We start from the raw sequence: 25119 nt of genomic DNA, 5'->3' as shown, positions 1-25119 counted from the left end.
GTTACCGTTAGGTCACGGTGCCGCGCTGACACTCGTCGACGTCCGCCGACCTGCACAGATGGCCATCGCACGACCATCGCTTAGGGGTTCGTTCCGAGGGTAGCGCGAGCGGGGGCGCGCGGCCCGGGAGCGGTTCTCCTCGCTCCCGGGGCCGCGCGCCGCCTACTTGACGAGGTACGAGGTCGTGCCGCCGCTGCCGACGGTGCGCACGCCGGTCTCCTGGCCGACCAGCTCCGGCTCCGCGGTCACCGAGGGGTGGCCCGCCTGGCCCATCGGCGACCAGCCCCAGCCGTAGGCCAGGCCGTCCGACCGCAGGGCGAGGGCGTAGCCGTTGCCGCCGACCAGCTCGGTGACGTTCGTGAGCGTGCTGACCGCGACCGGGCTGGGCGCGACGCAGTCCGGCGTGCCCGGGTCCTCGCACTGACCGCCGGCGGTGCCGTTGCCCAGCTGCGCCTCGCCGTTCCAGCCCCAGGCCAGTGCGGTGCCGTCGGTCCTGATCGCGTAGGTCGTCGAGACGCTGCCGGACGCCACCTCCGCGACGCCGGTGAGGCCCGGGATCTGGACGGGCGACAGGGCGACGCAGTCCTGGCCCCGCGGGTCGTCGAAGCAGGCCGGGCCGCCGGCGGTGCCGATGCCCAGCTCGCCGTGCGCGTTGAAGCCCCACGCCCAGACCGTGCCGTCGCCCTTGACCGCGAACGCGGCGTTGCGGGTGGCGGCGATCGAGGTCACGCCGGTCAGGCCCGGCACCTGGATCGGGGTGACCGCGCGGCAGCCGGCGCCGACCGGGGTGGTGTCGCAGCCGGTGCCGTAGAAGCCGTTGCCGAGCGAGCTGCCGTTGGACCCCCACGCCCACACGGTGCCGTCGTTCCGCAGCGCGTACGCGGTGGTGTAGCCCGCCGCGACCTGCGTGATGCCGCTCGGGGTGTTGACCCGCACCGGCGCGGACTGCGTGCTGACGTTGCCGTTGCCGAGCGAGCCGTCGCCGTTGTAGCCCCAGGCCCACACCTCGCCGTTGCCCTTCAGCGCGTAGCCGTTGTAGACGCCTGCGGCGATCTGGGTGACCCCGGTCAGCGAGCCGACACGGCCGGGCACGGGGTTCGTGCCGTAGGTCTTGCCGTTGCCGAGGCCGCTCCAGCTGTTGTCGCCCCACGCCCACACGGTGCCGTCGCTCTGCAGCGCGTAGCCGTTGGGGAAGCTGCCGGTCACCGCGGTCACGCCGGTCAGGCCGTCGACCCGGCCGGGCGTGCGGGAGAAGCCGCCGACGGTGCCGACGCCCAGCTGGCCGAGCTCGTTGTCGGCCCAGCTGTACACGCAGTCCGTGGTGCACGCGGCGGGCACCGGGGCGAAGTAGCCGGCTAGGTCCATCACGAAGTCGGTGCGGCCCGCGAGGTTGTAGACGCTGACCGAGCGGTTGCCGCCGACCGCCACCGTCGCCAGGTTCGCGGCCGTCTGGCCGGCCACCAGGTTGACGTTCGACGCGGTCGGGCGGGTGGCGCCAGCCGGGAACGCGGTCAGGAACGTCGACGCGGTCGGCCCGGTGCCGGTCAGGTTGAACACGACCGCCGAGGCCGCGGCCGGGAGGTCGGTGTCGAGCGCGACCGTGCCGGTGGCGCCCGCGCCGAGCGGCTCGCCGAAGCGCGAGTCGAACAGGCGGACCGGTGACAGCTGGTAGAACGCGTCGCCTCGGTCGGTGGCGTAGTAACCGGCCAGGTCGGCGATCAGGTGCGTGTTGCCGGAGTTGTTGTACAGCGCGACCTTCTTGTCGGCGCTGAGCGCGACGGTCACCTGGTTGGGCGTGACCTGCCCGGGTGCCAGGTTGAGCGACGACGCGGTCGGCCGGGCCGCACCCGACGGCCACGCGGTGACGAACGTGTTCGCGGTCGCCGACGCGCCGGTCAGGTTGAACGTCACCGCGGTGGCGGAGGCGGGCACCCGGGACGACAGGTCCAGCACCCGCGTGGCACCGGTGGCCAGCGCGCCGCCCGCGTCGCGGGTGTCGAGCACGCGGGCGGGCGACTGCGCGGTGAACCTCGAACCGGTGCCCTGCGCGTAGTAGCCGACGAGGTCGACGACCACGTGCGTGCTGCCGGAGTTGTTGTAGACGTTCAGGTCCCGGATCCCGTCCAGCGCCACCGTCGCCGCGTTGGCCCGGATCTCCCCGGCACGCAGGTTGAGGTTCGACACCTCGGGCCGGTCGGAGCTCGCGGGCCACACGGTCAGGAACGTGGCCTGTGTCGGGGACACGCCGGTGATGTTCAACGCCACCGCGGTCGTGCCCTCCGGCACCCGCTCGACCAGCGACAGCGGCGAGACCTTGCCCGGCCCCAGCGGCTGGGACGCGCGCGAGTCGAGGACGCGGAGCGGGGTGACCGGCACGTACACCGAGCCCGTGCTGTCGGTCGCCGCCGCTTCCGCCGCGGCTGTCGCCGCCCTGGCCTGCCGCTGCGCGACCGCCGCACCGCCGGCCACCGGGGTCCTCCTGGCATCCTCGAAACCGACGGGCTGCTCAGCCCGCACGGCGGAGCCGTCCGGTTCCACAGTGGCCGGTGCGGCCGCGGCGGCGCCCTGCGTGCCGAGCAGCGCGGCCGCGGTCACCCCGACCAGTAACAGACTTCCCTTGCGCCTCAACGTGTGTGCCCCCTTCAGTACGGCCGGTCGGTGACCCGGCCCGTAGCCGATTCGTAGAAGATGTAGCCGCCCTGGAAGTCCGAGCGGCGGCCGCCGGTCACGCCGTACTCGCCGCTCTTCGGGAAGCCGAGGTAGGACCGCTCCCAGCCGAGCGCGAAGTAGCGGGTGCGGATGGCCCCGAGGACCTCCCACGCGCCGGTGGCGCCCGACCACAGGACCGTGCCGCGCTCGAAGTGCTGGTACCGGCCGGTGTTGCCCTGGGTGCTGGTCTCGCCGCCGGTCGGGAAGCCGAGGCCGGTCGCGCCGCCGAGCGCGTTCCAGCGGCCGAGGATCGCGCCGAACAGCTCCCACGCGCCGTACTTGGGCGTCCAGTAGACGGAGCCGCGCTGGAAGTGGTTGAACCGGCCTGCCGGGGCGCCGCCCTCGTCGGTGGTCGGGTAGCCGAGCGCCGAGCCCTCCGCGCCGATCGCGCGGTAGCGGGTGTGGATCGCGCCGACCACCAGGTGCGCGCCAGTGGCCGGGAGCCAGTAGAGGCCCTGGTTGCGGTCCAGCAGCTGGTAGCGGCCGCCGCCCGCGCCCGCCAGCTCGTCGGTGGTGGGCAGGCCGAGCGAGACGTGCCCGCCCATCGCCAGGTACTTCGCCAGCACGGCGCCGGCCATCACGTGCACGCCCGTGGTCGGCGACCAGTACAGGCGGCCGCGCTGGTAGTTGCGCCAGCGGACCTTCGTGTCACCCTGCTCGACGTCGGTCGGCGTGCCGAGCGCGGTGCGCAGCGCGGCGTCCGAGTCGTACCGCTGGTCGATCGGGGTGGCGTAGAGGACCTCGTACACCTGGTCGGCGTCGGGCAGGACGACCTCGCGGACGCGGTTCGTGCTGCCCTCCGCCCACTGGCCGAAGGTGGCGATGCCGTCGAGCGACCGCTCCGGCGCGATGATCGTGAGCGGCGTGCCGACCGTGAACAGCCCGGACGACAGGTTCTCCTGACCGATCGTGAAGTCGGCAGCGGCCGTGCTGTTGATCGTGACGCGGCGCTGCTTCGGGCGGACCGTGAACGTGCTCGTCGTGGCCGCGCCCTTCGAGTCGACCGCGACCGCGGTGACCTCGAGCCTGCTGTCGCCGGGGTGCCCGTCGAACGTGAGCCGGAACCGCGGACCGTCCTGCCGCGCGCCCGGGTGCAGGTGGCAGTCGGCGGGCGCGGCGCAGTGGACGATCTGGGTCTCCCAGCCGACGGCGAGCTCACCGTCCTCCGCGTCGGTCGCGGTCGCGTCGGCGGCGATCTGGTCGCCGACCTCGAACGTCACGTCCGGGTCCGGTGCCTGCAGCGACAGGACCGGCGGGTGGTTGCTCGGGTGGACGGTGGCGCTCTTCGTCGCGGTCGCGCCGCCCGGGTCGCGTGCGGTGAGCGTGACCTCGAAGCTCTCCTGGCCCGCCGCGTAGGTGTGGCTCGCCGTCTCACCGGTGCCGGTCTGGCCGTCGCCGAAGTCCCACGTGTACGTCAGCGGGTCGCCGTTGGGGTCGGTGGACTCGCGGGCGTCGAACGCGACAGTGCGGGTCGCCGGGTCCACCGTGGACCTGATCACCGGGTCCGGCGGCACGTTGCCAGGGGCGTAGACGATCCGGCGCAGCTTCCCGGACGCGATGTCGGCGTAGATGATGTCGCCGCCGGTGGGCACGGTGCCGAACTTGACCGGCGCGCCGATCTCGCCGCCGAAGCCGCCTGTCTCGGGCGCCGTGGTGAGCTCGCCGCGCTCGTCCCACTTCATCGTCCACATGACGCGGTCGGCGTAGTCACCGAAGAAGTACTTGCCGTGGTAGGCGTCCGGGTAGGTGTGTCCCGTGTAGACCACGCCGCCGGTGACGCTGCTGCCACCGACGTGCGGGTAGGAGTAGACCGGCTGCGCCGACGAGACGTTCGCGCACTCCGCGTACGTGTTGCTCCACGCGGTCTTCACGTTGCCTTCCCAGCACGGCCAGCCGTAGTTGTTGCCCGCCGCGACGATGTTGATCTCCTCGATGGCGCCGTTGCCGACGTCACCGAGGAGCGGGCGGCCGGTGCCCGGTTCGAGGCTGATCCGGAACGGGCTGCGGAAGCCGCTCGCGAAGATCTGGCTGCGCGGCGAACGCGGGTTCGCCGGGTCGTAGTACGGGTTGGTCGGCACGCCCGTGCCGTCCGGGTTGACGTGGATCAGCTTGCCGTGCAGGTCGTTCGGGTCGATCGCGCGCAGCGCCTCACGCGGGACGCCGACGTAGTTCGCGTTGTCGCCGATGGACGCCCACACGGTGCCGTCGGGTGCGGCGACGATGCCGGAGAGACCGTGGATGTAGAAGTCGGCGAAGGTCTGGATGACCGTCTGCTCGTTCGTCAGGCCTGCCGGGTTGCCCGCCGCGTCGGTGGTGACGGTCCAGCGGCTGACCCGCAGCACGCCGTTCGCGCCGGTGCCCGTGCCGGTCGCGTTGACCGCGCGGGCGGTGTAGATCGCCTTGCTGGTCGCGTAGTCGGGTGCCACCGCGAGCCCGTTGAGGCCGAGGTCGCCCGACCCGTTGGTCGGGATGTCCGCGATCTGCTTCGGCGCCCCGGTGCGCGGCAGCCACATGACCTTGCCGTACTTGCCGGCGACCAGGATGGACTCGTCGGGCAGGTAGGCGAAGTCGGTGAGGCCGTCGCCGAGTTTGCCGCCGGAGATGCCCGCGAGGCCGGTCTCGATGTCGCGGAGGACGAACCCGTCCTCGAGCCTGGGCGCGGCCGCGGCGGGCGCGGCGGCAGGCAGGACGGTGAGCGTCGCGGCGACCACGGCGAGCGCCGGCAGCAACACGGCACGACGTAACGCAGGTCGGATTCTTCTGGCCATGGCCGTCCCCCGGGTGTTCGACGGCCTGTGCGACCGACGGATGCTATTCGTGCGGCCTATCGCCCATACGGGTGATGACGTTTCATCCATACAGGTTCGTTATGCGGAATTAGCGGGACGTTTCGTGCGGAGAGTGACCACGTGGGAGCGTGCCCTCCGAGCGACGCAATGGGTGACCGACGCCACATTCGTCCGGCTTCCTAGAATCAGCCCGCCCCAACGCTGGGATCCCCGCGAGTAGACGAGGTTGCGCCCGCGATGAACTGGTTCGAAGCCGTGCCCGCCCTGCTGGTCACCGCGGCATGGCTGCTCGTACCCGGTGTGGCGATCAGCTACCTGGTCGGCCTCCGCGGCATCGCCGCATGGGGGCTCGCACCGATGACGAGCCTCGCGATCATCGCGTCGACGGCCGTCGTCCTCGAGATGGCGGGCATCGACTGGAGTGCGCTCGCTGTGCTCGTCGTGTGCGTCGTGGTCGTGGCGGTCGCCGGCGTGGTCGGATTCCTGCTGCGACGGCGCCGGATCTTCGCCGCCGAGCCGGACCCGAGGGCGGTGTCCGTCGCCGGATTCGTCGGCCTGCTGCCCGGCATGGTGCTCGGGATGATCACGATCGTCATGGCGATCCACGCGCCGGACGTGCTCAACCAGACCTACGACGCGCTGTTCCACTACAACGCGCTCGCCTACATCCAGGACTCGCACCAGGCGTCGTCGCTGACGCTCTCGACGCTCGGCAACCCCGAGGTCCCCGGCGTGTTCTACCCGGCGGCGTGGCACGACCTCGGCTCGCTCGTGATGCTGTCGACCGGCAGCTCGATCCCGGTGGCCGCGAACCTCGTGACCGTGGTCGCCACGATCATCGTGTGGCCGCTGTCCTGCCTGCTGCTGGCCCGCCAGCTGTTCGGCCGCCACGTCGGCGCGCTCGCCATCACCGGCACGCTGAGCCTCGGCTTCGCCGCGTTCCCGTGGGACCTGCTCGGATTCGGCGTGCTGTGGCCGAACCTGCTCGGCATGGCGTTCGCACCCGCGGCGCTCGCGATCGTGTTCACGGTGACCCGCTGGGTCGCCGACGACGCGATCGGTGTGGGCCGCGGCTGGCTCGCCGCGGTGGTCGCGGTCGTCGCGGCGGGGCTCACGCACCCGAACGTGCTGTTCTCCGTCGGCGTGCTGGCACTGTTCCCGATCGGCGCCCGGCTCGGTGCCCGCGCGTGGGAGCTGCACAAGGCGGGCAAGACGGTCCGCGGGATCGTCGAGGTGGTCGCCGCGGTCCTGTTCGCCGGCCTGGTGTGGTGGTACACGGCCACGACGCCCGCGTTCGCCAACACGCGTGACCAGTACTGGCCGCCGTTCGAGACCCCCGCGAACGCGGTCGGCGACGTGCTGCTGAACGCCACGCACCGGCACGAGGCGCTGTGGATCCTGTCGATCGTGGTGATCGTCGGCGTGTTCGCCGCGCGCCGCGAGTGGCCGATCCTGCGGCTGATCGTGGCCGGGCACGTCGCCACCACGTTCCTGTACGTGCTGACCGCCGCCATCAACCGGCCGGACACCAAGAAGTTCACCGGCTACTGGTACAACGACTCGCACCGCCTCGCGGCCATGCTGCCGATCACGGCCGTCCCGCTCGCGGTCGGCGGCATCCTGTTCATCGCCGCGAAGCTGCTGGCCCGCAGCGCCGAGGGCGCGGAAGCCCCCACCGGCTGGCGCGCCAGGATCGCGACGACGTCGTCGACCACGCTGATCGTCACGCTCGCCGCCGCGCTCGTCGTGGTGACCGGTGGCCTGTACCCGAAGGACCGCGAGGTCCGCGTCACCGCCGGGTACGCCGTGCCCTACCCGGCGCAGCTCGTGAACTCGGAGACGCAGGAGTTCTTCCAGCGGATCAAGGACGAGATCCCGGACGACGCCCTGGTCGCGGGCAACCCGTTCAACGGAAGCGCCATGCTGTGGACCCTCGCGGACCGGCAGGTGCTGTTCCCGCACTTCCGCAGCACGCAGAGCCCCGAGCAGGACCTCGTCGCCGGCCACCTGGACGAGGTGGCCAGCGACCCGGAGGTCTGCGACGCGGTCGAGGACCTCGGCATCGAGTTCCTGCTGGTCGGCGGCGGCGAGTTCCGCACGTCCGACATCAAGTGGGAGTACTACAGCGGCCTGGACGACCCGGGCTCGGCGCCGGGCTTCGAACTGGTCGACACGGACGGCGACAGCAAGCTGTACCGCATCACCGCCTGCGACATCCCGAGCAGCGACTCGGACGGCTGAATGCCGTGACGGACGCTTTCGGGGCATTCAACGCCCCCGAAAGCGTCTTTCAGGGCATCGGTGTCAGGCTCGGCCGAAAGCGTGCCTGACCAGTGGCTGCACGCCGTTGCGTGCCTTGACCGCCTGCGGCAGCTTGGTGAGCGCGAAGATCCGCGACGACAGGTGCAGCCGCGCCACGCGCGCGGCCCGGTGCCAGCCGTGGGCGGCCATCCTGTCGGCCACGTCGTTGAAGAACTCGCCCGCCTCGGTGAAGCGGGAGCCGTCGAACGCCGTCGCCGACGACTCCGACGCGTCGTGGCGGCGGTACTCGAAGGCCACGGTGCGGTCGGCGACGAGCTTCGCGCCGCGCTGGACCACCTCGATCAGCAGTGCCAGGTCCTGGATGACCTTCAGCTCCGGCCGGAACCGCAGCCCCTTGACCACCTCGGTGCGCCAGCAGATCGACGGGAAGTACAGCCAGTCCCCACGCAGCAGGCTGACCGCCAGCGCCTCGCCGGTCAGCGCGACGCGGCGGTCGAACTTCGGCGCGTAGATCCGGCGCTTGGCCTCGTCGACCAGGGTCTTCGACTCGTTCCCGTCGCCATCGATCACCCGCACGCCGGGCTGGATGATGCCCACGTCGGGGTGGTCGGCGTACACGCCCTGCACGGTGCCGACGTAGTTCGGCAGCATCAGGTCGTCGCAGCCGATGAGGGTCCACAACTCGTGCTCGACCAGCTCGAGGCAGCGGTTGAAGTTGCCGGTCAGGCCCAGGTTCTCCGGGTTCTTGACGTACCGCACCCGCTCGTCGTCGATGGTCGCGAACCACTCCGGCACGGCGGGGTTGCTGTCGTCGTCGACGACCGTGAGCCGCCAGCGCGGGTCGTCCTGCGCCATGACGCTGCGGACGGCCGCCTGCATCATCGGGACGTCGCCGTAGAACGGCATCATGATGTCGACGTCTGCCATCAGTCGGTCACGTTCTCCTGCTTGTCGCGCTGCAGCTGCTCGACCTCGAGCCGCAGGATGGCCTGGTCCTCGGCGAGCTTGCGGGTCTCGTTCTCGAGCCTGGACACCTCCCACGACAGGTGCAGCACCACGCCGACGAGGAACAGGATCCCCACGAAGAACATGAGGTTGGTCGGCACCGCGACGCCGAGACCGCTCGCGATCCCGGTCAGCAGGCCGGGGAACACCGTGAAGATCAGCAGCAGGATGCCGACGACGAGCCACAGCACCGCGTACTTCTCGCCGAGCTGACGGCGGCGGAGCAGCTCCACGATGCCCGCGAGCACCAGGATGCTGCCGACCAGGGCGACCAGGTAGGTGTTGCTCATCGCGTGACGCCTTCCTTCACCGCGGGACGCGCCTGCTTCTGGTCGACCTCGGCCGCCGTGTCGTACCGGCGGATGAGGGCGAGCAGCAGGGCGAAGCCCGCGCGGAAGAGGTAGATCATGGACTTGATCGGCCGGTGGCTGGGGGTGCCGCCGCGCCGGGGGCGCATGTGCGCGGACACCTGCGTGACCTTGCAGCCGGCACGCAGCGCGATCACCAGCGATTCGACGGTGTCACCCAGGTACTCCACCGGGTAGTGCTCGGCGAACACCGGCAGCGCACGGCCACCGGTCGCCTTGAACCCGGACGTGGCGTCCGTGAGCTTGGTCTTCGCGAGCTTGGACAGCACCTTCGACAGCACGACCATGGCCCACTTGCGGGGGCCCTTGACCTTGTAGGTGTCGTCGCCGTCGGAGAACCGGGCACCGATCACGATGTCGTACTCGGCGAGCTTCTCCAGCAGCACCGGTACTTCCTTCGGGTCGTGCTGCCCGTCCGCGTCCACCTGGACGGCGGCGTCGTAGCCGTGGCGGACGGCGTAGCGGAACCCGGCCCGCATCGCCCCGCCGACACCGAGGTTGAAGGGAAGTTCCAGCACGAGGGCGCCCGCGTCGCGGGCCACGTCGGCGGTCCGGTCGGTCGACCCGTCGCTCACGACCAGCACCGGGAGGTCGGGCGTCGCGGCGCGGATCTCCCGCACCGTCTCACCCACCGTCAGCTGCTCGTTCCAGGCGGGAACAACGATGATCGCGCGGGCCGCAGGCACCTTGCTTGACACGGGTGACAAGACTAGCCGGGTGTCGTGGCGACTCCGGTACCGGCTGTCGCCGCCGCGGGTTGGGCCCCGCCGCGCAGCGCCGTCGACAGCGCGCGGAGCATGATCACCACCACGAGTGCGGCACCGGCGAGCTGCGCCGCCACCCCGGCCCGGATGGGGTCACCGGGCAGCGCGAGCAGCGCGACCAGCACCACCGTGCCCGCGAGCCACGCGATGGTCACCGACTTGTGCGCACCCAGCGCGATGAGCCCCGGCTGCAGCACCATCGCGGTCATCAGCCCGACCGTGCTGACCCCGAGCAGGCCGACGACCACGGCCGACAGGCGCACCTCGGCGCCGAACAGCACCTGCACGGCCCACGGCCCGATCGTGAACGACGCGAGCACGCCGAGCAGCCCGATGGCGAGCACCGCCATGATGATCACCCGGAGCCTGGCCCGCACCGTCGCGAAGTCGTGCGCGGCGGCCGCCCTGGTCAGCGACGGCAGCAGCATCGCCTGGACCGGCGCGAACAGGAACAGCGGGATGCGGGCGAGCACGAAGGCCGACGCGAACGCGGCGGCCGTGACCGCGTCGTCGGTCAGCCGCCCGGTCACCACGATCGGCGCCACGTTCGACACGACCAGCATCAGCACGGTGCCGCCCACCAGCAGCGACAGCGCCCGCGCCATGTTCTTCACGGTCGGCGGCGCCGCGGTCACCGGCCCGGTGGGCTCGGCAGGCTCGACCGGCTCGCGCACGCCGCGCCGCAGCCAGAACAGCCCGGCGACCGCGCCGAACCCGGAGCCCGCGGCGAAGATCAGCGCGTAGCCGGTGGAGTCCGGCATGCCCAGCGCCGCGATCACGACGCACGGCAGGATCCTGGCGATGCCCTCGGCGGCGAGCGTGGCCGAGTAGCCGGTGAACCGCTGGACGCCGCCGAGCAGGCCACGCACCACGTACACGGCGGCCGAGGTGACCACGCTCAGCAGCACGGCCACGAACAGCCCCCACTGCCCGGCGAACGCCCGGTCGGTGAGGACCGGCGACACGATCAGCAGCACCAGGAGCACCGCGGCCAGCAGCGCGGACGCGAGGAGCCACGCGTGCCGCAGCACCACCCCCGTCGGGCGGCCCGCGGCGACCTCGGTGCTCACCGACCGGCTGGTCTCCTGCTCGAGCGCGGAGAACACACCGGGGCCGATGATGTTGACCATGAGGTAGAGGCTGGCGAGGGCGGCCGCGTGGGCCGGGTCGAGCGTGTGCCCGGCGAGCGCCACGAACCCGTAGCCCGCCGCGCCGACGAGCGCCAGCCCCCCGCCCATGTAGATGGCGGGGCCGAGACGTGCACGCAGGCTGACCACGCGGACAACCGTACGGAACGTCCCGGCCCCGGCCGGTCACGGGTGCCGGTCGCAGGCGGTGATCCGGTACAGCCGCGTGGCCCCCGCACGGTCCACCAGCTCGAAGCCCTCGGCGTCCGTGACACCGAGGATTCCGCCGTAGCGGCCCTGGACCGTGTCGGCCTCGTCCTTGCCGATCAGGACGTACCCGACGTCGTAGCGGTCCAGCTCGCGGCAGACCCTCGGATCGGTCGCCGCGTCCTCGAGGTGCCTGCCGAGGTAGGCCTGCCCGGAGCTGCTCGCGGTGAGGAAGTGCGGGAAGAGCACCTCGCGGTCCGCGAGCGCCCACAGCAGCACGCTGCCGTCGAACGGGTTGCCGATCACGCGGCCGTCCTCGGGGATCTCGTCGGCGACCCGCGCGTAGAAGTCCCGCATGTCGTCGGTGACCAGCTTGTGTTCCTCGGTGCGCGGGTAGGTGACCTGGATCCGGAGCTCCCGGTCGGCGGGGTACAGGCCACCGGTCGCGACGACCAGCAGCGCGGTGAGCACGATGGCGGGCTGCCTGACCTTCGGCAGCTTGGTGGCGAGGAAGAGGATCCCGGCGATCGCGAGCGGCACGGCGGTGATCGGCAGCATGGCCGCGAGCCGGTGCGAGTCGTTGTACCAGTAGCCGGTGAACAGGCGGGTGTCCGGCCGGTTGAGGCCCGCGGCGAGCACGTACAGCAGGGCGGTCACCGCGTGAGCGGCCAGCACCCAGCGCATGACGGGGAACCGCGGCACCGTGCACATGCCCACGACCACCACCGCCGACAGCAGCCACAGCGCCTCGCGCTGGTTGGTCGCGTTGAGCAGCACCTCACCGACCGCGTTCGCCGGCGTCTCGATCGCCTTCCAGTTCCAGTTCCTGGCGTTGGCGAACACGGGCGAGGTCGCCGACCACAGCCAGCCGCCGATCACCACGACCGCGAACACCACGCACTCGACCACCCCGCGCCTGCCCTGCCTGGCCCGCAGGAACAGCCGTGCGCCGACCGGGAACAGCGACAGCGCGACCAGTGAGAACAACACGTTCGGGTGCGCGAACCCGGCCGCCACCACGGCGAAGACGAGCAGCACCCACGCCCGACGGGTGCCGATCGCGTCGTCCTTCACCCATCCGGTGACGGTCAGCACGAGCGCGAACGCCGCCGGTGCGAGCGCCATCCCGAACAGGTTGGGCCACAGCACGCCCCACCCGAACAGGTCCCACGGGAACCCGGGGAACGCGACGCTCAGCACGCCCGCGATCGCCAGCGCGGCGATGTTGCGGCCGAACAGCTGACGCGCCAGCAGCAGGCACGACAGCGGCCACAGCAGCACGGTGACGACCGCGCACACCACGTTGGCGGCGATGGGGATCGACGTGCCGGTCGACATCATCACGAGCGAGCCGAAGTCGTGCCAGGCCGCCGGGTAGAACACGCCCGGCAGGTCCGGGTTGCCCAGCGAGCCGATCGTCAGCGACGACGCCTGGTGCGTGTCGCGGATGTAGGCGAGCGCGTTGTAGTGGAACGGCGTGTCGAACACCTGCGAGAGGCTGTCCGGCGGGCCGACCGCACGCATGACGCTGAACGTCGCCAGCAGTGCCGCGGGCAGCATCCCCACCGCGGCGACGATGGTCAGTCGCCGCGGATCAGGCGCGAAAGCCTTGCGTCGCAGGAAGAACGCTGTTGCCGCGAGTACCGCGGAGACGGCGAGCGGTACCAGCACCGACCACCCCACTCCGGCCAGTTCGGCGGCCACCGCGGTGCCCGCCACGACCGCGATGCTCACCAGCGGTGCGGTCGCGGCCGCCGCGATTCCCCGCAACCCCAACGAATACGTCACCGGCAGCCCCGGCAACCACAACCACGCGACCGTGACGAGCACGATCGGCGCGACTTCCACCCAGTTCACGCGATCCCCCAGGAGCGCAGGACGAACACCCGTGCCACGCGGGCACGGGTCATCGCCGAATCGACATTGGTACGGGCCCGCGAAACGAGTTCTGTGCCGTCCCCCGACGCCATGTGGCGCGGGCCGTACCTATAAGTCGTGTGAGATCGCTCCGGGTTGCCTGGGCCGTCAGGTATTCCCGCGGCTGTTCCCGCGGCGGACGGCCAGCAGCAGCCCGCCGCCGAGGAGGACGAGCACGCCGCCCGCGAGCAGCGGTACCGCCGAGGACGCACCGGTGTCGGCGAGCTTCGGTTGCGGGGCGGGCTTCGGCGGTGCTGGTGCCGTTGCCTTCGCCACCACGACGTCGCGGGCCACGGTGTCGTTGTCCGGGTTCACGTCCGGCCACAGACCACCGAACACCCGGAACGTGACCGGGCCGCTGGTCTCCGCGTCCGCGCGGAACGTCACCGTCACGGTGGCGGTCGCGCCGGGATCGAGCTTGTCCTCGCCGAAGCCCTTGAGCGTGCCCTTGCCGGTCTCGACGGCGGCCAGGCCCGTACTGCCGGTGACCGTGAGCCCTGCCGGGAAGGTCCCGGCGATGCCCCACCCATCGCGGAGAGCGCCGCCTCGGGCCGTCATGGTGGCGGTGAAGGTGTCGCCGGGCCGGTAGGTCTTCTTGTCCGGGGCGAACGTCAGGCCGGTGAGGCTCAGGTCGTTGGGGCCGAGGATTTCCTCGGTCGTCGACGTGGTGGTCGTGGTTGTGGTTGGCGTGGTTGTGGCGGTGGGCGTTGTCGTCGGTGTCGTTGTCGTCGGTGTCGTTGTCGTCGGTGTCGTTGTCGTCGGTGTCGTTGTCGTCGGTGTCGTTGTCGTCGGTGTCGTTGTCGTGGGCGTCGTAGTGGTGGTCGTGGTCTCGTCGGCCGTCGCGATGGGCGCCGCCGCGAGCAGCAGACCGGTCGCGGCGAGCGCGCTGATGAGCGTTCTCATGCTTCCCCCAGGTGTCGTGGTTGCTCCGGACACCGCGGGGCGGCCACCGCCGGTTGCCGCCGTGATCGGTCCGTTACCTACGGACGTGTGCACGCCGTACGCTTACTTTCCGTGCGAAACGTAGTGGTGGTCGGCGGTGGCATCCTCGGCCTGGCGACCGCGCGGGAGCTGACCTCGCGCGGCGACCGGGTGACCGTCCTGGAGAAGGAGGACCACTGGGCCGGGCACCAGACCGGGCACAACTCCAACGTCGTGCACGCCGGGCTGTACTACGCGCCGGGGTCGTTCAAGGCACGCATGTCGGTGGCGGGGAACCGGTCGATCGTGGAGTTCGCCCGCGAGCACGGTGTGCCGGTCGAGGTATGCGGCAAGCTCGTCGTCGCCACCCGCGAGGAGGAGCTGCCCGGCCTGCACGCGCTGGCGGCCCGCGCCGAGGCCAACAACGTGCCCGCGAAGCTGATCGAGCCCGCGGAAGCGCACGAACGTGAACCCGAGGTCGCCTGCCTGTCGGCCCTGCGGGTGGAGAGCACCGGCATCATCGACTTCCCGGCCGTGTGCGCCGCGCTGGTCCGGCTGCTGGCGGAAGCGGGCGCCGACCTGCGCCTGTCGACGCCTGCGCTGGGCATCCGCGCGGGCCGGAGCGGCGGCGTGGAGATCGCGACGGGCAGCGAGGTGCTGCGGGCGGACGTGCTGGTCAACTGCGCTGGCCTGCACGCCGACCGGGTCGCACGCCTGGCCGGGCTGAACCCGAAGGTGCGGATCGTGCCGTTCCGCGGCGAGTACTTCACGCTGCGACCCGAGTCCGCGCACCTGGTCCGGGGCCTGATCTACCCGGTGCCGGACCCGACGCTGCCGTTCCTTGGCGTGCACCTGACGCGCATGCTCGACGGCAGCGTGCACGCTGGCCCGAACGCGGTGCTCGCGCTGCGCCGCGAGGGCTACCGCTGGCGGGACGTCTCGGCCGCGGACCTGGCGGAGGTCGCGCGGTTCCCCGGCATCTGGCGGCTGGCGCGCAAGTACCCGCGCACGGCCGTCGACGAGGTGGTCCGCTCGCTGTCGCGGCGCCGGTTCGCCAACAGCCTGGCGCGGCTGGTGCCCGCGGTGGGACGGGAGGACCTGGTGCGGGCCGGCTCCGGGGTGCGGGCCCAGGCGTTGCTGCCGGACGGGACGCTCGTGCAGGACTTCATCATCGAATCCGCGCCCCACCAGGTCCACGTGCTGAACGCACCCTCACCTGGCGCGACGTGTGCGCTGGAGATCGCGAAACACGTCGCCGATCAGGCGTCCTGAAGCAACCTAACGCGCCCCTGGCGCGTGAGAAGAGTCGGTTACGCTACCCCGCTGGGGATCTTTGAGCACCGACTGCTTTGGGGGATCGGACGAGAGTGGACACCGTCATCGAGCAGCGCCGGAGCGGTGGCGCCCCGCCGTCTGACGCGGCCCGCGCGACCGGTTTCCGGACCGACATCCAGGCGCTGCGCGCGGTCGCCGTGCTGGCGGTGGTGCTCAACCACCTGTCCGCCGACTGGCTGACCGGCGGTTATGTCGGCGTGGACGTGTTCTTCGTGATCTCGGGCTTCCTGATCAGCTCCCACCTCGACAAAGAGATCATTCGGACAGGCCGGGTCAAACTGGGCCAGTTCTACGCACGCCGGATCCGCAGGCTGCTGCCCGCGGCCTTGCTGGTGCTGGCCCTGTCGGTGGCGGCGGCGTATTTCCTGCTCCCGTACTCCCGCTGGGAAGCGACGGCCCACGAGGCCGCCGCGAGCGCCATGTACTGGGAGAACTGGCTGCTGGCAGCCAAGTCGGTGGACTACATGGCGGCGAACACCGCCGCCAGCCTGGTGCAGCACTACTGGTCACTGTCGGTGGAGGAGCAGTTCTACCTGGTGTGGCCGCTGCTGTTGCTGCTGCTGTTCAAGGTCCGTCGCCGCCGCGCTCAGGTCGTCGGCATCGCGCTGGTGGGCGCGGCGTCGTTCGCGTTCAGCGTGTACTACACGCAGGCGTCCCCGAACGAGGCGTACTTCATCACCCCGGTGCGCGTGTGGGAGTTCGCACTGGGCGCCCTGGTGGCGCTGGCAGCGCACCGCCTGGCCCTCCCCCGCGCGGCGGCGGGCGCGGCGTCCCTGGCGGGCTTCGCGATGATCATCGGCTCGGCGGTCCTGTACGACCACCACACCCCGTTCCCGGGCTACCTGGCGGCGGTCCCGACGGTGGGCACCGCACTGGTCATCATGTCCGGCCTGCGGCCGGTCAGGCAGTGGCACACGGCGGTGACGGCGTCGTCGCCGGTCCAGCTGATAGGCAACATCAGCTACTCCCTGTACCTGTGGCACTGGCCCCTGATCCTCCTGACCCCGTTCGTGCTGGGCGACGTCCTCGACGCGGGCCGCATGACGTGGCCGTACCTGCTGGCGGTGCTGGGCGCGTCGCTGCTGCTGGCGTACCTGTCGAAGGCGCTGGTGGAAGACAAGGGCATCACGTTCGCCCCGCTAAAGCGCAGCACCAAACTGACGTTCACGGCGATGATCGCGGGCGTGCTGGTGGTCGCCCTGGCATCAGCCGCCCTGGCCTGGACGTACGACCGCCATGTGGAACAGGCGACACAAGAGGTCGGCGCCTACAAAGAAGCCCCATGTCACGGCGCCCCCGCGATGGTGAACAAGTGCGCAGACCGCCTCGGCCCGGCGAAGATCGTGACGATGGGCCCGGCAAACCAGTACTACAACACCCCCAAGCAATGTCGCCAGATCGACCAGCACAAAGCAGGCGACATCAAGACGGTCTCCATCTGCGACTACAGCAAAGGCAACCCCAAGCCGAAGACGGTGTGGCTGGTAGGCGACTCACACGCCCAGCAGTGGCAGGCCCCACTGTTCGAACTGGCCAAGGAACAACGCTGGGTCCTGAAACTGGCGCTGCTGGGCGCCTGCCCCTTCGCGAAGATCGACTTCACCGGCTACCGGACAGTCGCATCGGAAGAGAAACGCCGAACCTGCACCGACTGGACCTCCCACATGACGGAGGTAGTCGCTTCGGACAAGCCGGCCATGGTGTTCGTGTCGTTCTTCGCCCGAGAAGAACACGCGGACGACGGCTCGGACCGCTCCCAGACAGCCCAGTACAAGGACGGCCTGGAGCCGTACTGGCGCCGATGGTCAGACACCGGCGCGAAGGTCGTGGTCCTGGCAGATCCCCCGCTCAACCGAGAGGTGAGAGCGCAGGACTGCGTGGAACTGAACCCCACGAACCCCCTCACGTGCGCAGTGGACCGCAAGGTAGCCCACCCGGCAGACCCACTGACCGAAGTAGCGAAGTCCACCGAAGTCCCAGGCGTGACGGCGGTAGACCTCACCAAGTATTTCTGCGACGACCATAAGTGCTACGCAGTCGTAGGAAACGTGGCCGTTTACTTCGACAACGACCACATGAACCTGGAATTCAGCCGCAGCCTGAAACCCATGATCGCCGAGGCAACGGGCCTGCGCTGAACAACGCCCACACCAACGAAGCCAAGGTCGCGCACCTCAGCGTCACCCAGCCGGGCCCCGCGCACCCGGCGCTACACCCCCCGATCGCGCCCAGCCCGATCCTGGGCACCCGGCGCCACACCAGCCAACCCCTGCACAACCGGCGCCGCGCACCCCAAATCCGCCCAGCCCAGCTGCGGGAACCGGTCCCGCGCACCCCCGATCCTGCTGAGCCCGATCCAGCGGAACCCAGCCATGCCCAGCCCGATCCCGCACAGCCTGATTCGCGCCTCCCAGTCCCGCGCGTCCCAGGCCGCCCCTGCCCAACCTCGCTTAGCCCGACCCCCGCGCAACCCGATCCCCGCACAGCCCGGCCCCGCGCAGCCCAGTCCGCGCAGCCCGATCAATCCCCCGCAAGCCTCCCCTGCCCGCCTCGCCCAGCCCCGGATCACACCGGCCGCAGAACCTCCACCCCGAGGAACGGGCGCAACGCCTCAGGAACCAGCACCGAGCCATCCGCCTGCTGGTGGTTCTCCAGCAGCGCCACGATCCACCGGGTGGTCGCCAACGTGCCGTTCAACGTCGCCGCCGCCTGGGGCCGGCCGTTCTCGTCGCGGTAGCGCACCGAGAGGCGGCGGGCCTGGAACGTCGTGCAGTTGGACGCCGACGTCAGCTCGCGGTAGCGGGCCTGTGTCGGCACCCACGCCTCGCAGTCGAACTTGCGTGCCGCGCTCATGCCGAGATCGCCGCCTGCCACGTCGATCACGCGGTACGGCACCTCGATCTTCGCGAGCATCTCCTCCTCCCACGCGAGCAGCCGCGCGTGTTCCGCCTCCGCGTCCTCCGGCCTGCAGTAGACGAACATCTCGACCTTGTCGAACTGGTGCACGCGGATGATGCCCCGCGTGTCCTTGCCGTACGACCCCGCTTCCCGCCGGAAGCACGACGACCACCCCGCGTACCGCCTCGGCCCCGCCGACAGGTCAAGGATCTCGTCGGAGTGGTACCCCGCCAGCGGCACCTCCGACGTCCCCACCAGGTAAAGGTCGTCGTCGGCAAGCCGGTAGACCTCGCTCGCGTGCGCGCCGAGGAAGCCCGTTCCCGCCATGATCTCCGGCCGCACCAGCACGGGCGGGATCATCAGCGTGAACCCGTTCGCGGTCGCCTGCGCAGCCGCCAGGTTCAGCAGCGCGAGCTGCAGCTGCGCGCCGACCCCGGTCAGGAAGTAGAACCGCGACCCGGACACCTTCGCGCCGCGCTCGATGTCCAGCGCCCCGAGCCGGACCCCGAGGTCGAGGTGGTCGACGGGCTCGAAGTCGAACTCCGGCGGCGTGCCGACCTCCTTAAGCACCACGTAGTCGTCCTCGCCGCCCGCCGGCGCGTCCGGGTGCACCACGTTCGGCACCGCCACGTGCAGCTTCGCCAGCTCGTCCTCGGCCGCCGACTGCGCCGCCTCCGCCGCACGCACGTCGGCCGCCAGCTGCTTGCCCTTGGTGAGAAGCGCGTCACGCTCCTCACCCCGAGCCAGGCCTACCTGCTTGCCCAGCTGCTTCTGCTCAGCGCGCAACGTGTCCGCGGCGGCGACCGCGGAGCGTCGCCGTTCGTCCGCGGACAACAGCGCGTCCACCAGCGCCTCGTCCTCGCCGCGGGCGCGCTGAGAAGCACGCACCGCCTCCGGGTCCTCACGCAACGTCCTCAGGTCGATCACAGCCCGGAGCGTATCCGCCGCCTACTTTTGACCCGCAAGTCGATTCGGTCCCTACCACCGTGCGTAACGCTGGCATCATGGACGCGATGTCTGCACGCGTCGGGTTGTCGCGCTCCCGGAGGAGCACGCTCAAAACACGGTTGGTGATGGCGGGCGCCTTCGTCGGGGCGCTGGCCGTACTCAGCATGAGCATGCTGTTCTCATGGCCGGTGTCGGTGAAGGGCGCGGCGGACACCGCCGCCGAGGAGGCAGCCGCGGCGTTCGACTCGCCCAGCGGCACCTGCCTGGACTGGCCGAACGACGCACCGCAGAACATGCGCCGCGTCCCGTGCTCGAAACCACACACCTTCGAGGTGACGGAGAACGTCGACATCGGCAAGGACTACCCCGGCAGCGCGCCGCCGCCGAACGCCGAGGGCTGGCAGCAGATCGTGACGGAGAAGTGCACGGCCGTGGGGGCCAAGTACCTGGGCGGCAAGCTCGACCCGTTCGGCAAGTACACGGTCGGTGCGCTGAAGCCCAACGCCGACCAGTGGCGTGACGGCGACCGCAAGCTGCGCTGTGGCCTGCAGCGGGTGACCCCGTCCGGCAAGCGTCTCCTGCCCACCACGGGGAGCGCCGCCGAGCAGGACCAGTCCAATGTGCACGACCCCGGCACCTGCTTCGCCCTCGTGAACAAGAAAGAGGTCGGCGATCCGGTGGACTGCTCGAAGGAGCACTCCTACGAGGTCGTCGGCAGCATCGACCTGTCGAAGACGTTCCCCGCCGAGTACCCGACCGAGGCGCTGCAGCTCGAGAAGACCGTGGACCTGTGCCCGCCGGTGGCGAACCAGTACACGGGTGACAAGGACCTGGCCGCGCTCGGCCTGTCCCTCTACTCGGACACGCTGAAGAAGGAGAGCTGGGACGCGGGTTCCAGGAAGATCGACTGCAAGGTCGGCGCGCTCGAGCCGGACCAGACGCTGCGGCCGGTGCGCGGCAGCGTGAAGGCCCAGCCCGTGAGCTCGGCGCCGCCGAGCAGCCCGAAGCCGGGCGGCTGACGTGGCGTTCGCCATGACCCGCCAGCGCTTCGAGGAGCTGGTCGGCGACGCGCTCGACCTCATCCCCGAAGAGTTCGCGCGGGCCATGGACAACGTGGTGATCCTCGTCGAGGACCGCAACCCCGAGAACCCCACGCTCCTCGGCCTCTACCACGGCGTGGCGCTGACCGAGCGCACGTCGCAGTACGGGGGCGTGCTGCCGGACACGATCACCATCTACCGCGAGGCCATCCTCGACATCTGCCGGGACGAGGATGACGTGGTCGAGGAAGTCGCCATCACGGTCGTTCACGAGATTGCCCACCATTTCGGTATCGACGATGCCCGGTTGCACGAGCTCGGCTGGGGTTGACGTTTTCTGACACTGACAGCTTGACACTGTCACCCAACACTGTCAAGATAGCTGTCATGAGCGACGAGCTGTACACCCTCGAACAGCTTTCGGAACGTGTCGCCGACCTGCTGGCCGAGGACTACGACGGGCAGCGGAGCGGCCGGGTCCGCGAGCTGCCGAACGGGCGGACCATCCGGTGGTACACGACCATCGGACTCGTCGACCGTCCGCTGGCGACCCGGGGCCGGGTCGCGCTGTACGGCCAGCGTCATGCACTGCAGCTGGCCGCCATCAAGAAACTGCAGGCAAACGGCCTGGCGCTGGCCGAGGTACAGGAGCGGCTGGTCGGCGCGAGCGACGACGAACTCGCCGAGCTCGCCGAGCTGCCCAAGGTCTCCCGCCCCGTGGTGGACATCGTCTACCCGTCGGCGGCCATCCAGGCGGAGGTCAGCCCGTCGCTGCTGGCCGGTGTCGCGGCCGACACCGCCATCCACGCTGTCAGGAACCTGGTCCCGGCCTTCCGCGTCGGTGACAGTGTCACCGTTCTGTTGAACGGTGTCACCCGCACTCTCGACGACGCCGAGATCGAGGAGCTGACAGCGGCCGCCACGCCGTTGCTGGACGCTCTCGAGCGGCTCGGCCTGACCCCACGAAAGGAACGCCGATGAGCACCGACATCGAGTTGATCGACCAGGCGGAGGTGACCGCCCGGCCGACCGACGACGACGGGCTCGGCTGCCTGCGGACGAAGCACGGCAACCTGCCGCTGGAGTCGATCGACGTCCGCGCGAGGATCACTGGTCTCGCGTCGCACACCGAGCTGACGCAGGGCTTTCGCAACACGTACGACGAACCGCTCGAGGCCACGTACGTCTTCCCGCTGCCACCGCGCGCGGCGGTCACGGCGATGCGCATGGAAGCCGACGGCCGGGTGGTCGAAGGCGTGCTGAAGGAGCGCGGCGAGGCACGCGCCACCTACGACCAGGCCATCCAGGAGGGCAAACGCGCCTCGATCGCGGAGGAGGAGCGACCGGGTGTCTTCACCATGCGCGTCGGCAACATCCTGTCCGGCGAGCGGGTGACCGTGCACCTGACCCTGGCCGGTGCCCTGTCCTACGAGGACGGCGAGGCCACGTACCGGTTCCCGCTGGTGGTGGCGCCGAAGTACATCCCGGGACAGCCCGTCGACGGCGAGCAGGTGGGTGACGGCACCGCGCTGGACACCAACGAGGTGCCCGACGCGTCCCGCATCTCGCCGCCGGTGCTGCTCCCCGGCTTTCCGAACCCGGTCGACCTGTCGCTGGAGGTGGACGTCGACTCCGCGGGCCTTCCGCTGGCCGGAGTGCGGTCGAGCCTGCACGCCACGGCTATCGAGGACGCGGGCACTGGGCTGCGGATCCGGCTGAACCCGGGCGAGCGCGCCGACCGTGACTTCCTGCTGCGGCTGCAGGTGGGTGACGAGTCGGCGGTGACCACGGCACTCGCGGTGCTGCCGGACGAGGACGAGCAGGGTGGCACCTTCGCGCTGACCGTCCTGCCACCTACCGGCGAGGCACCGAAGCGCGGCCGTGACGTGGTGCTGGTCCTGGACCGCTCCGGGTCGATGGGTGGCTGGAAGATGGTGGCCGCCCGGCGAGCCGCGGCCAGGATCATCGACACGCTCGGCGGCGACGACCGGTTCGCCGTACTGGCCTTCGACCACCTCATCGACACCCCGCCCACGCTGCCGGAACAGCTGGTGGAGGCGACCGACCGCAACCGATTCCGCGCCGTGGAGTTCCTGTCGAACCTGGACGCGCGAGGCGGCACCGAGATGCTGGCGCCACTGCGCCGCGGCGCGGAACTCCTCCGGGAGGTCGCGGTCCGCGAGCGCGTGCTGGTCCTGGTCACGGACGGCCAGATCGGCAACGAGGACCAGCTCCTGTACGAGCTGTCGTCGAAGCTGTCCGGTGTCCGCGTGCACACGGTGGGCATCGACCGGGCCGTGAACGAAGGCTTCCTGCAGCGACTCGCGGGCTCACAGGGCCGGTGCGAACTGGTGGAGTCGGAGGACCGCCTCGACGAGGCGATGCACAACATCCACCGCAGGATCGGCACGCCGCTGTTGACGGACCTGCAGGTCACACCGGACGGGCTGGCGGTGGACATGACGACGCTGGCACCAGCGCCGATCCCGGATGTCTTCCCGGGCGCACCGGTGGTGGTGATGGGCCGCTACACCGGCTCGCCGGACGGAGCGGTGACAGTGAGCGGTCAGCCGGGCTTGCAGGCAAGGCTGTCGGCCACGAAGAGCGACAACCCGGCACTCGCGGCACTGTGGGCGCGGGCGAACCTCCGCGACCTCGAGGACAAGTACGTCACCGGGCAGACATCGCTGGAAGAGCAGATCGTCGAGACGTCCTTGAAGTTCGGCGTGCTGTCGAGGTTCACGGCGTTCGTGGCGGTCGACCAGCGCGTGGTGAACGAAGGCGGCAACACCCGCCGCGTCACACAACCAGTGGACCTTCCGAGCGGCTGGGAAGTTCCGGGAGCAGCCCCCGCGGGCGCGGCGGCGATGCCGGCAAGCATGCCGACCTTCGGCGCGGCAGCCCGCTTCAGCGCGGCGGAGGCGACCCGAGGCGCTCCGGCGCCGAACTACGGGATGCAGGGCGGCTACGGCAGCGCACCTGACAGCTTCGGCGGCTACGACCAAGGCAGCTACGGTGGCCCCCCGCCGAGCGGCCCAGTACCCGGCGGTTTCCCGTCTCCGGCGGCGGGAGTGCCGGGACGCCCGCTGGTCCCCCCGGCAGGAAAGCGACGCACGCGAGGCGGCAAGCCGACTCCGCCACCACCAGCACCGGGTGACGGCGCTTCGCTGACAACGTTCGTCCAGGACGAACTGACCCGCCTGCGCGGCAGCGACGGCCAGGACGTGTGGCTGCGCGCCGGCCTGCTGACGGCACTGTCGGAGCGCATCCGAGTGCTGCTGGACGTCTGGAAGCAGAACAACGAACCGCAGGAGGCACGCACTACGCTGGGCACACTGTCGACCGAGCTGGCATCCCCAACCGCCGACCCGGCCGAGGTGGACCGCCGCTGGCACCAGGCGCTAACCACACTGGAGTCCTTAACAACCGGCGGCACCCCGCGCACCCGCCGCCCCTTCTGGAAACGCTGACCACGACAGACGCCCGTGGTCGCCCCGCCCACCACCCGGAGCGACCACGGCGCCATCGAGGTGGCTCCCCCGCCGCAGGCCCCGCCCGCAATGGTCAGGACGGACCGCCCGACCCAACCAGGCACTGAGCCCAGCCAAGCAGAGCGATCGAGGCGGGCAGGGCATCCGGACGGACAGAGAAACCCGGACAGCAGCCCGCCAGCTCAGCAGAACGCCGAACCCCAGCCAGGCAGAGCGCCCCGGATGGGCAGGAGATCCGAACACAGGGGGCTGGAAGGCCAAGGCGGCCCAGCCCCAGCCGGATGCGGAGCCAGCCAGGCAGAGCGACCGGGACGGACAGGAGATCCGGACGCAGGCGACTCGGGCGACCAGGGCGGCCCAGCCGCTGCGGTTCGGCGGGCACCCCGACCCACCAAGCGTGGCTAACCACTGGTCGGGCAGAGCGGCCCAGCCAAGCCAGCGATCCAGGAGGCACGGCGATCCGGAAAAGGCATCCCAGCCAAGCACGGTGATCCCAGCCAGCACACCGGCCCAGCTGCGGTCCGGGCAGGCACCACGATCGGGGCGACCACCACGAGCCCGACCGAGGCCGAGGCCAGCGATGCACGGCGATCCGGGCAAACAAAGGATCCGCGCGAAGCCCGGCGGCTCAGCTAGATGAACGGCCCAGCAGCTGCGTCTGGGCAGGCACCACGATCGGGGCAAGCACCACGAGCCCGCCAGACCGCGGGTCAGCCACGCGCAGCGATCCGAGCGCGGCGGCGGCGCTGCGGTCTGGGCGAACGTTACGGCCTAGCCAGGCGCTGTGGGCCCTGGTAGCGCGATTGGCCAGCTCGACGGTCCGCGCTGCGGTCCGAGCGCACGACGGCCCAGCGCTGCACCGCGGGTTCGGGCGCTGGGATGCAGCCAGGCGTTGCGATCTGGCGGACACCACAGCCTAACCAGGTGCTGTGGGCCTGATACGGCGATGGGCCAGCTCGGCGGCCCCGCCGCTGCACTGCGCTCCGGCCGGGTGCTGTGATGCGGCCAGACGTTGCGGTCTGGGCGAGCATCGCGGTTCGAGCGAACGTCGTGATCCGGCGTGCGCTGCGGGCCGGATGGGCGCCAGGGTGCGCGCGAGCACTACAAACCAGCCTGGCACCGCATCCAGGCTGGCCGCCGTTGAGCCAGGCACCGCAATCCAGGCCGGTTGCAGTTCAGCCTGGCATCGCAGTCCAGCCAGGGATCCTGACCGGCGGGTGCTGCGGGCTGGGCTGGGTGCTGCGGTTCCAGGGCCTGGGGTGCGGTGGGGCGATTGCGGCTCCACCACGGCAGCGCCCGCGGTGGGCGGAGCAGGCGATGCCTCCTGTGGTGGTCCTG

The 25119-nt window shown here is 70.8% G+C and carries 16 protein-coding genes; 7 read left to right on the top strand and 9 right to left on the bottom strand.

Annotation, left to right across the window (positions count from 1 at the left end; genetic code table 11):
* Positions 1 to 162: 162 nt before the first annotated feature.
* Together FHR82_RS15365 and FHR82_RS15360 are read right to left on the bottom strand one after the other, a co-directional pair.
* Positions 163 to 2628, bottom strand: coding sequence for an RCC1 domain-containing protein (locus tag FHR82_RS15365; protein ID WP_184811049.1), 2466 nt, complete (start codon positions 2626 to 2628; stop codon positions 163 to 165).
* A 14-nt stretch (positions 2629 to 2642) separates the two neighbouring features.
* The gene (locus FHR82_RS15360; RefSeq protein WP_184811048.1) at positions 2643 to 5441 is read right to left on the bottom strand and encodes a PQQ-dependent sugar dehydrogenase; all 2799 of its coding nucleotides are present in this window, start codon (positions 5439 to 5441) and stop codon (positions 2643 to 2645) included.
* A gap of 294 nt (positions 5442 to 5735) precedes the next feature.
* Here FHR82_RS15360 and FHR82_RS15355 point away from each other — a divergent pair, with 294 nt between their 5' ends.
* Positions 5736 to 7739 carry a DUF6541 family protein gene (locus FHR82_RS15355; protein WP_184811047.1) on the top strand — a complete coding sequence of 668 codons (2004 nt, stop codon included), beginning with the start codon at positions 5736 to 5738 and terminating at the stop codon, positions 7737 to 7739.
* A gap of 63 nt (positions 7740 to 7802) precedes the next feature.
* On the opposite strand, the gene FHR82_RS15350 is transcribed toward FHR82_RS15355, so the two are convergent.
* The 6 genes from FHR82_RS15350 to FHR82_RS15325 all read right to left on the bottom strand — a co-directional run bounded on the left by FHR82_RS15350 (position 7803) and on the right by FHR82_RS15325 (position 14051).
* Positions 7803 to 8687, bottom strand: a complete 885-nt coding sequence (locus tag FHR82_RS15350; RefSeq protein WP_184811046.1) for a glycosyltransferase family 2 protein — start codon at positions 8685 to 8687, stop codon at positions 7803 to 7805.
* The gene (locus FHR82_RS15345) at positions 8687 to 9055 is read right to left on the bottom strand and encodes a DUF2304 domain-containing protein (RefSeq protein WP_184811045.1); all 369 of its coding nucleotides are present in this window, start codon (positions 9053 to 9055) and stop codon (positions 8687 to 8689) included. The genes FHR82_RS15350 and FHR82_RS15345 overlap by 1 nt, the downstream gene beginning before the upstream one ends.
* Complete coding sequence (locus tag FHR82_RS15340) at positions 9052 to 9831, bottom strand: glycosyltransferase family 2 protein (RefSeq protein ID WP_311771094.1); 780 nt, start codon at positions 9829 to 9831, stop codon at positions 9052 to 9054. Before FHR82_RS15340 ends, FHR82_RS15345 begins: the two co-directional genes overlap by 4 nt.
* An 11-nt stretch (positions 9832 to 9842) precedes the next feature.
* Positions 9843 to 11174, bottom strand: coding sequence for a polysaccharide biosynthesis protein (locus tag FHR82_RS15335; RefSeq protein WP_184811044.1), 1332 nt, complete (start codon positions 11172 to 11174; stop codon positions 9843 to 9845).
* 36 nt (positions 11175 to 11210) lie between these two features.
* The gene (locus FHR82_RS15330) at positions 11211 to 13088 is read right to left on the bottom strand and encodes a DUF6541 family protein (protein ID WP_184811043.1); all 1878 of its coding nucleotides are present in this window, start codon (positions 13086 to 13088) and stop codon (positions 11211 to 11213) included.
* Positions 13089 to 13256: 168 nt separating this feature from the next.
* A complete protein-coding gene (locus tag FHR82_RS15325; protein WP_184811042.1) occupies positions 13257 to 14051 on the bottom strand; it encodes an LPXTG cell wall anchor domain-containing protein in 795 nt (264 codons plus the stop codon).
* A gap of 111 nt (positions 14052 to 14162) precedes the next feature.
* Here FHR82_RS15325 and lhgD point away from each other — a divergent pair, with 111 nt between their 5' ends.
* Positions 14163 to 15341: an L-2-hydroxyglutarate dehydrogenase gene (gene lhgD / locus FHR82_RS15320; protein ID WP_184811041.1), complete on the top strand. Its 1179-nt coding sequence runs from the start codon at positions 14163 to 14165 to the stop codon at positions 15339 to 15341.
* Positions 15342 to 15436: 95 nt separating this feature from the next.
* Positions 15437 to 17542 carry an acyltransferase family protein gene (locus FHR82_RS15315; protein ID WP_184811040.1) on the top strand — a complete coding sequence of 702 codons (2106 nt, stop codon included), beginning with the start codon at positions 15437 to 15439 and terminating at the stop codon, positions 17540 to 17542.
* Positions 17543 to 17969: 427 nt separating this feature from the next.
* Here the strand turns inward: FHR82_RS15315 and serS are convergent, their stop codons facing one another.
* Complete coding sequence (serS, locus tag FHR82_RS15310) at positions 17970 to 19229, bottom strand: serine--tRNA ligase (protein WP_184811039.1); 1260 nt, start codon at positions 19227 to 19229, stop codon at positions 17970 to 17972.
* An 86-nt stretch (positions 19230 to 19315) separates the two neighbouring features.
* Here serS and FHR82_RS15305 point away from each other — a divergent pair, with 86 nt between their 5' ends.
* From FHR82_RS15305 to FHR82_RS15290, 4 genes are read left to right on the top strand one after another with little or no spacing between them, the layout of a single operon-like run.
* Entirely contained in the window at positions 19316 to 20269 is a 954-nt protein-coding gene (locus tag FHR82_RS15305; RefSeq protein ID WP_225944023.1) for a septum formation family protein, read from the top strand.
* Between the two features lies 1 nt (position 20270).
* Positions 20271 to 20621 carry a metallopeptidase family protein gene (locus FHR82_RS15300; RefSeq protein ID WP_184811037.1) on the top strand — a complete coding sequence of 117 codons (351 nt, stop codon included), beginning with the start codon at positions 20271 to 20273 and terminating at the stop codon, positions 20619 to 20621.
* A gap of 56 nt (positions 20622 to 20677) precedes the next feature.
* Positions 20678 to 21271, top strand: coding sequence for a helix-turn-helix domain-containing protein (locus tag FHR82_RS15295; RefSeq protein ID WP_221463791.1), 594 nt, complete (start codon positions 20678 to 20680; stop codon positions 21269 to 21271).
* Entirely contained in the window at positions 21268 to 23760 is a 2493-nt protein-coding gene (locus FHR82_RS15290; RefSeq protein WP_184811036.1) for a VIT domain-containing protein, read from the top strand. The genes FHR82_RS15295 and FHR82_RS15290 overlap by 4 nt, the downstream gene beginning before the upstream one ends.
* The last annotated feature ends 1359 nt before the right edge of the window (positions 23761 to 25119 follow it).

Source organism: Actinophytocola algeriensis (assembly GCF_014203735.1).
GTDB lineage: Bacteria > Actinomycetota > Actinomycetes > Mycobacteriales > Pseudonocardiaceae > Actinophytocola > Actinophytocola algeriensis.
This window is presented reverse-complemented; position numbering and strand designations above follow the sequence as displayed.

Bases quoted from the DNA above. Each gene is read 5' to 3' on its own strand.
- FHR82_RS15350 (WP_184811046.1), bottom strand. From the start codon at position 8,687: ATGGCAGACGTCGACATCATGATGCCGTTCTACGGCGACGTCCCGATG.
- FHR82_RS15305 (WP_225944023.1), top strand. From the start codon at position 19,316: ATGTCTGCACGCGTCGGGTTGTCGCGCTCCCGGAGGAGCACGCTCAAA.
- FHR82_RS15325 (WP_184811042.1), bottom strand. From the start codon at position 14,051: ATGAGAACGCTCATCAGCGCGCTCGCCGCGACCGGTCTGCTGCTCGCG.
- FHR82_RS15295 (WP_221463791.1), top strand. From the start codon at position 20,678: ATGAGCGACGAGCTGTACACCCTCGAACAGCTTTCGGAACGTGTCGCC.
- FHR82_RS15290 (WP_184811036.1), top strand. From the start codon at position 21,268: ATGAGCACCGACATCGAGTTGATCGACCAGGCGGAGGTGACCGCCCGG.
- FHR82_RS15345 (WP_184811045.1), bottom strand. From the start codon at position 9,055: ATGAGCAACACCTACCTGGTCGCCCTGGTCGGCAGCATCCTGGTGCTC.
- FHR82_RS15355 (WP_184811047.1), top strand. From the start codon at position 5,736: ATGAACTGGTTCGAAGCCGTGCCCGCCCTGCTGGTCACCGCGGCATGG.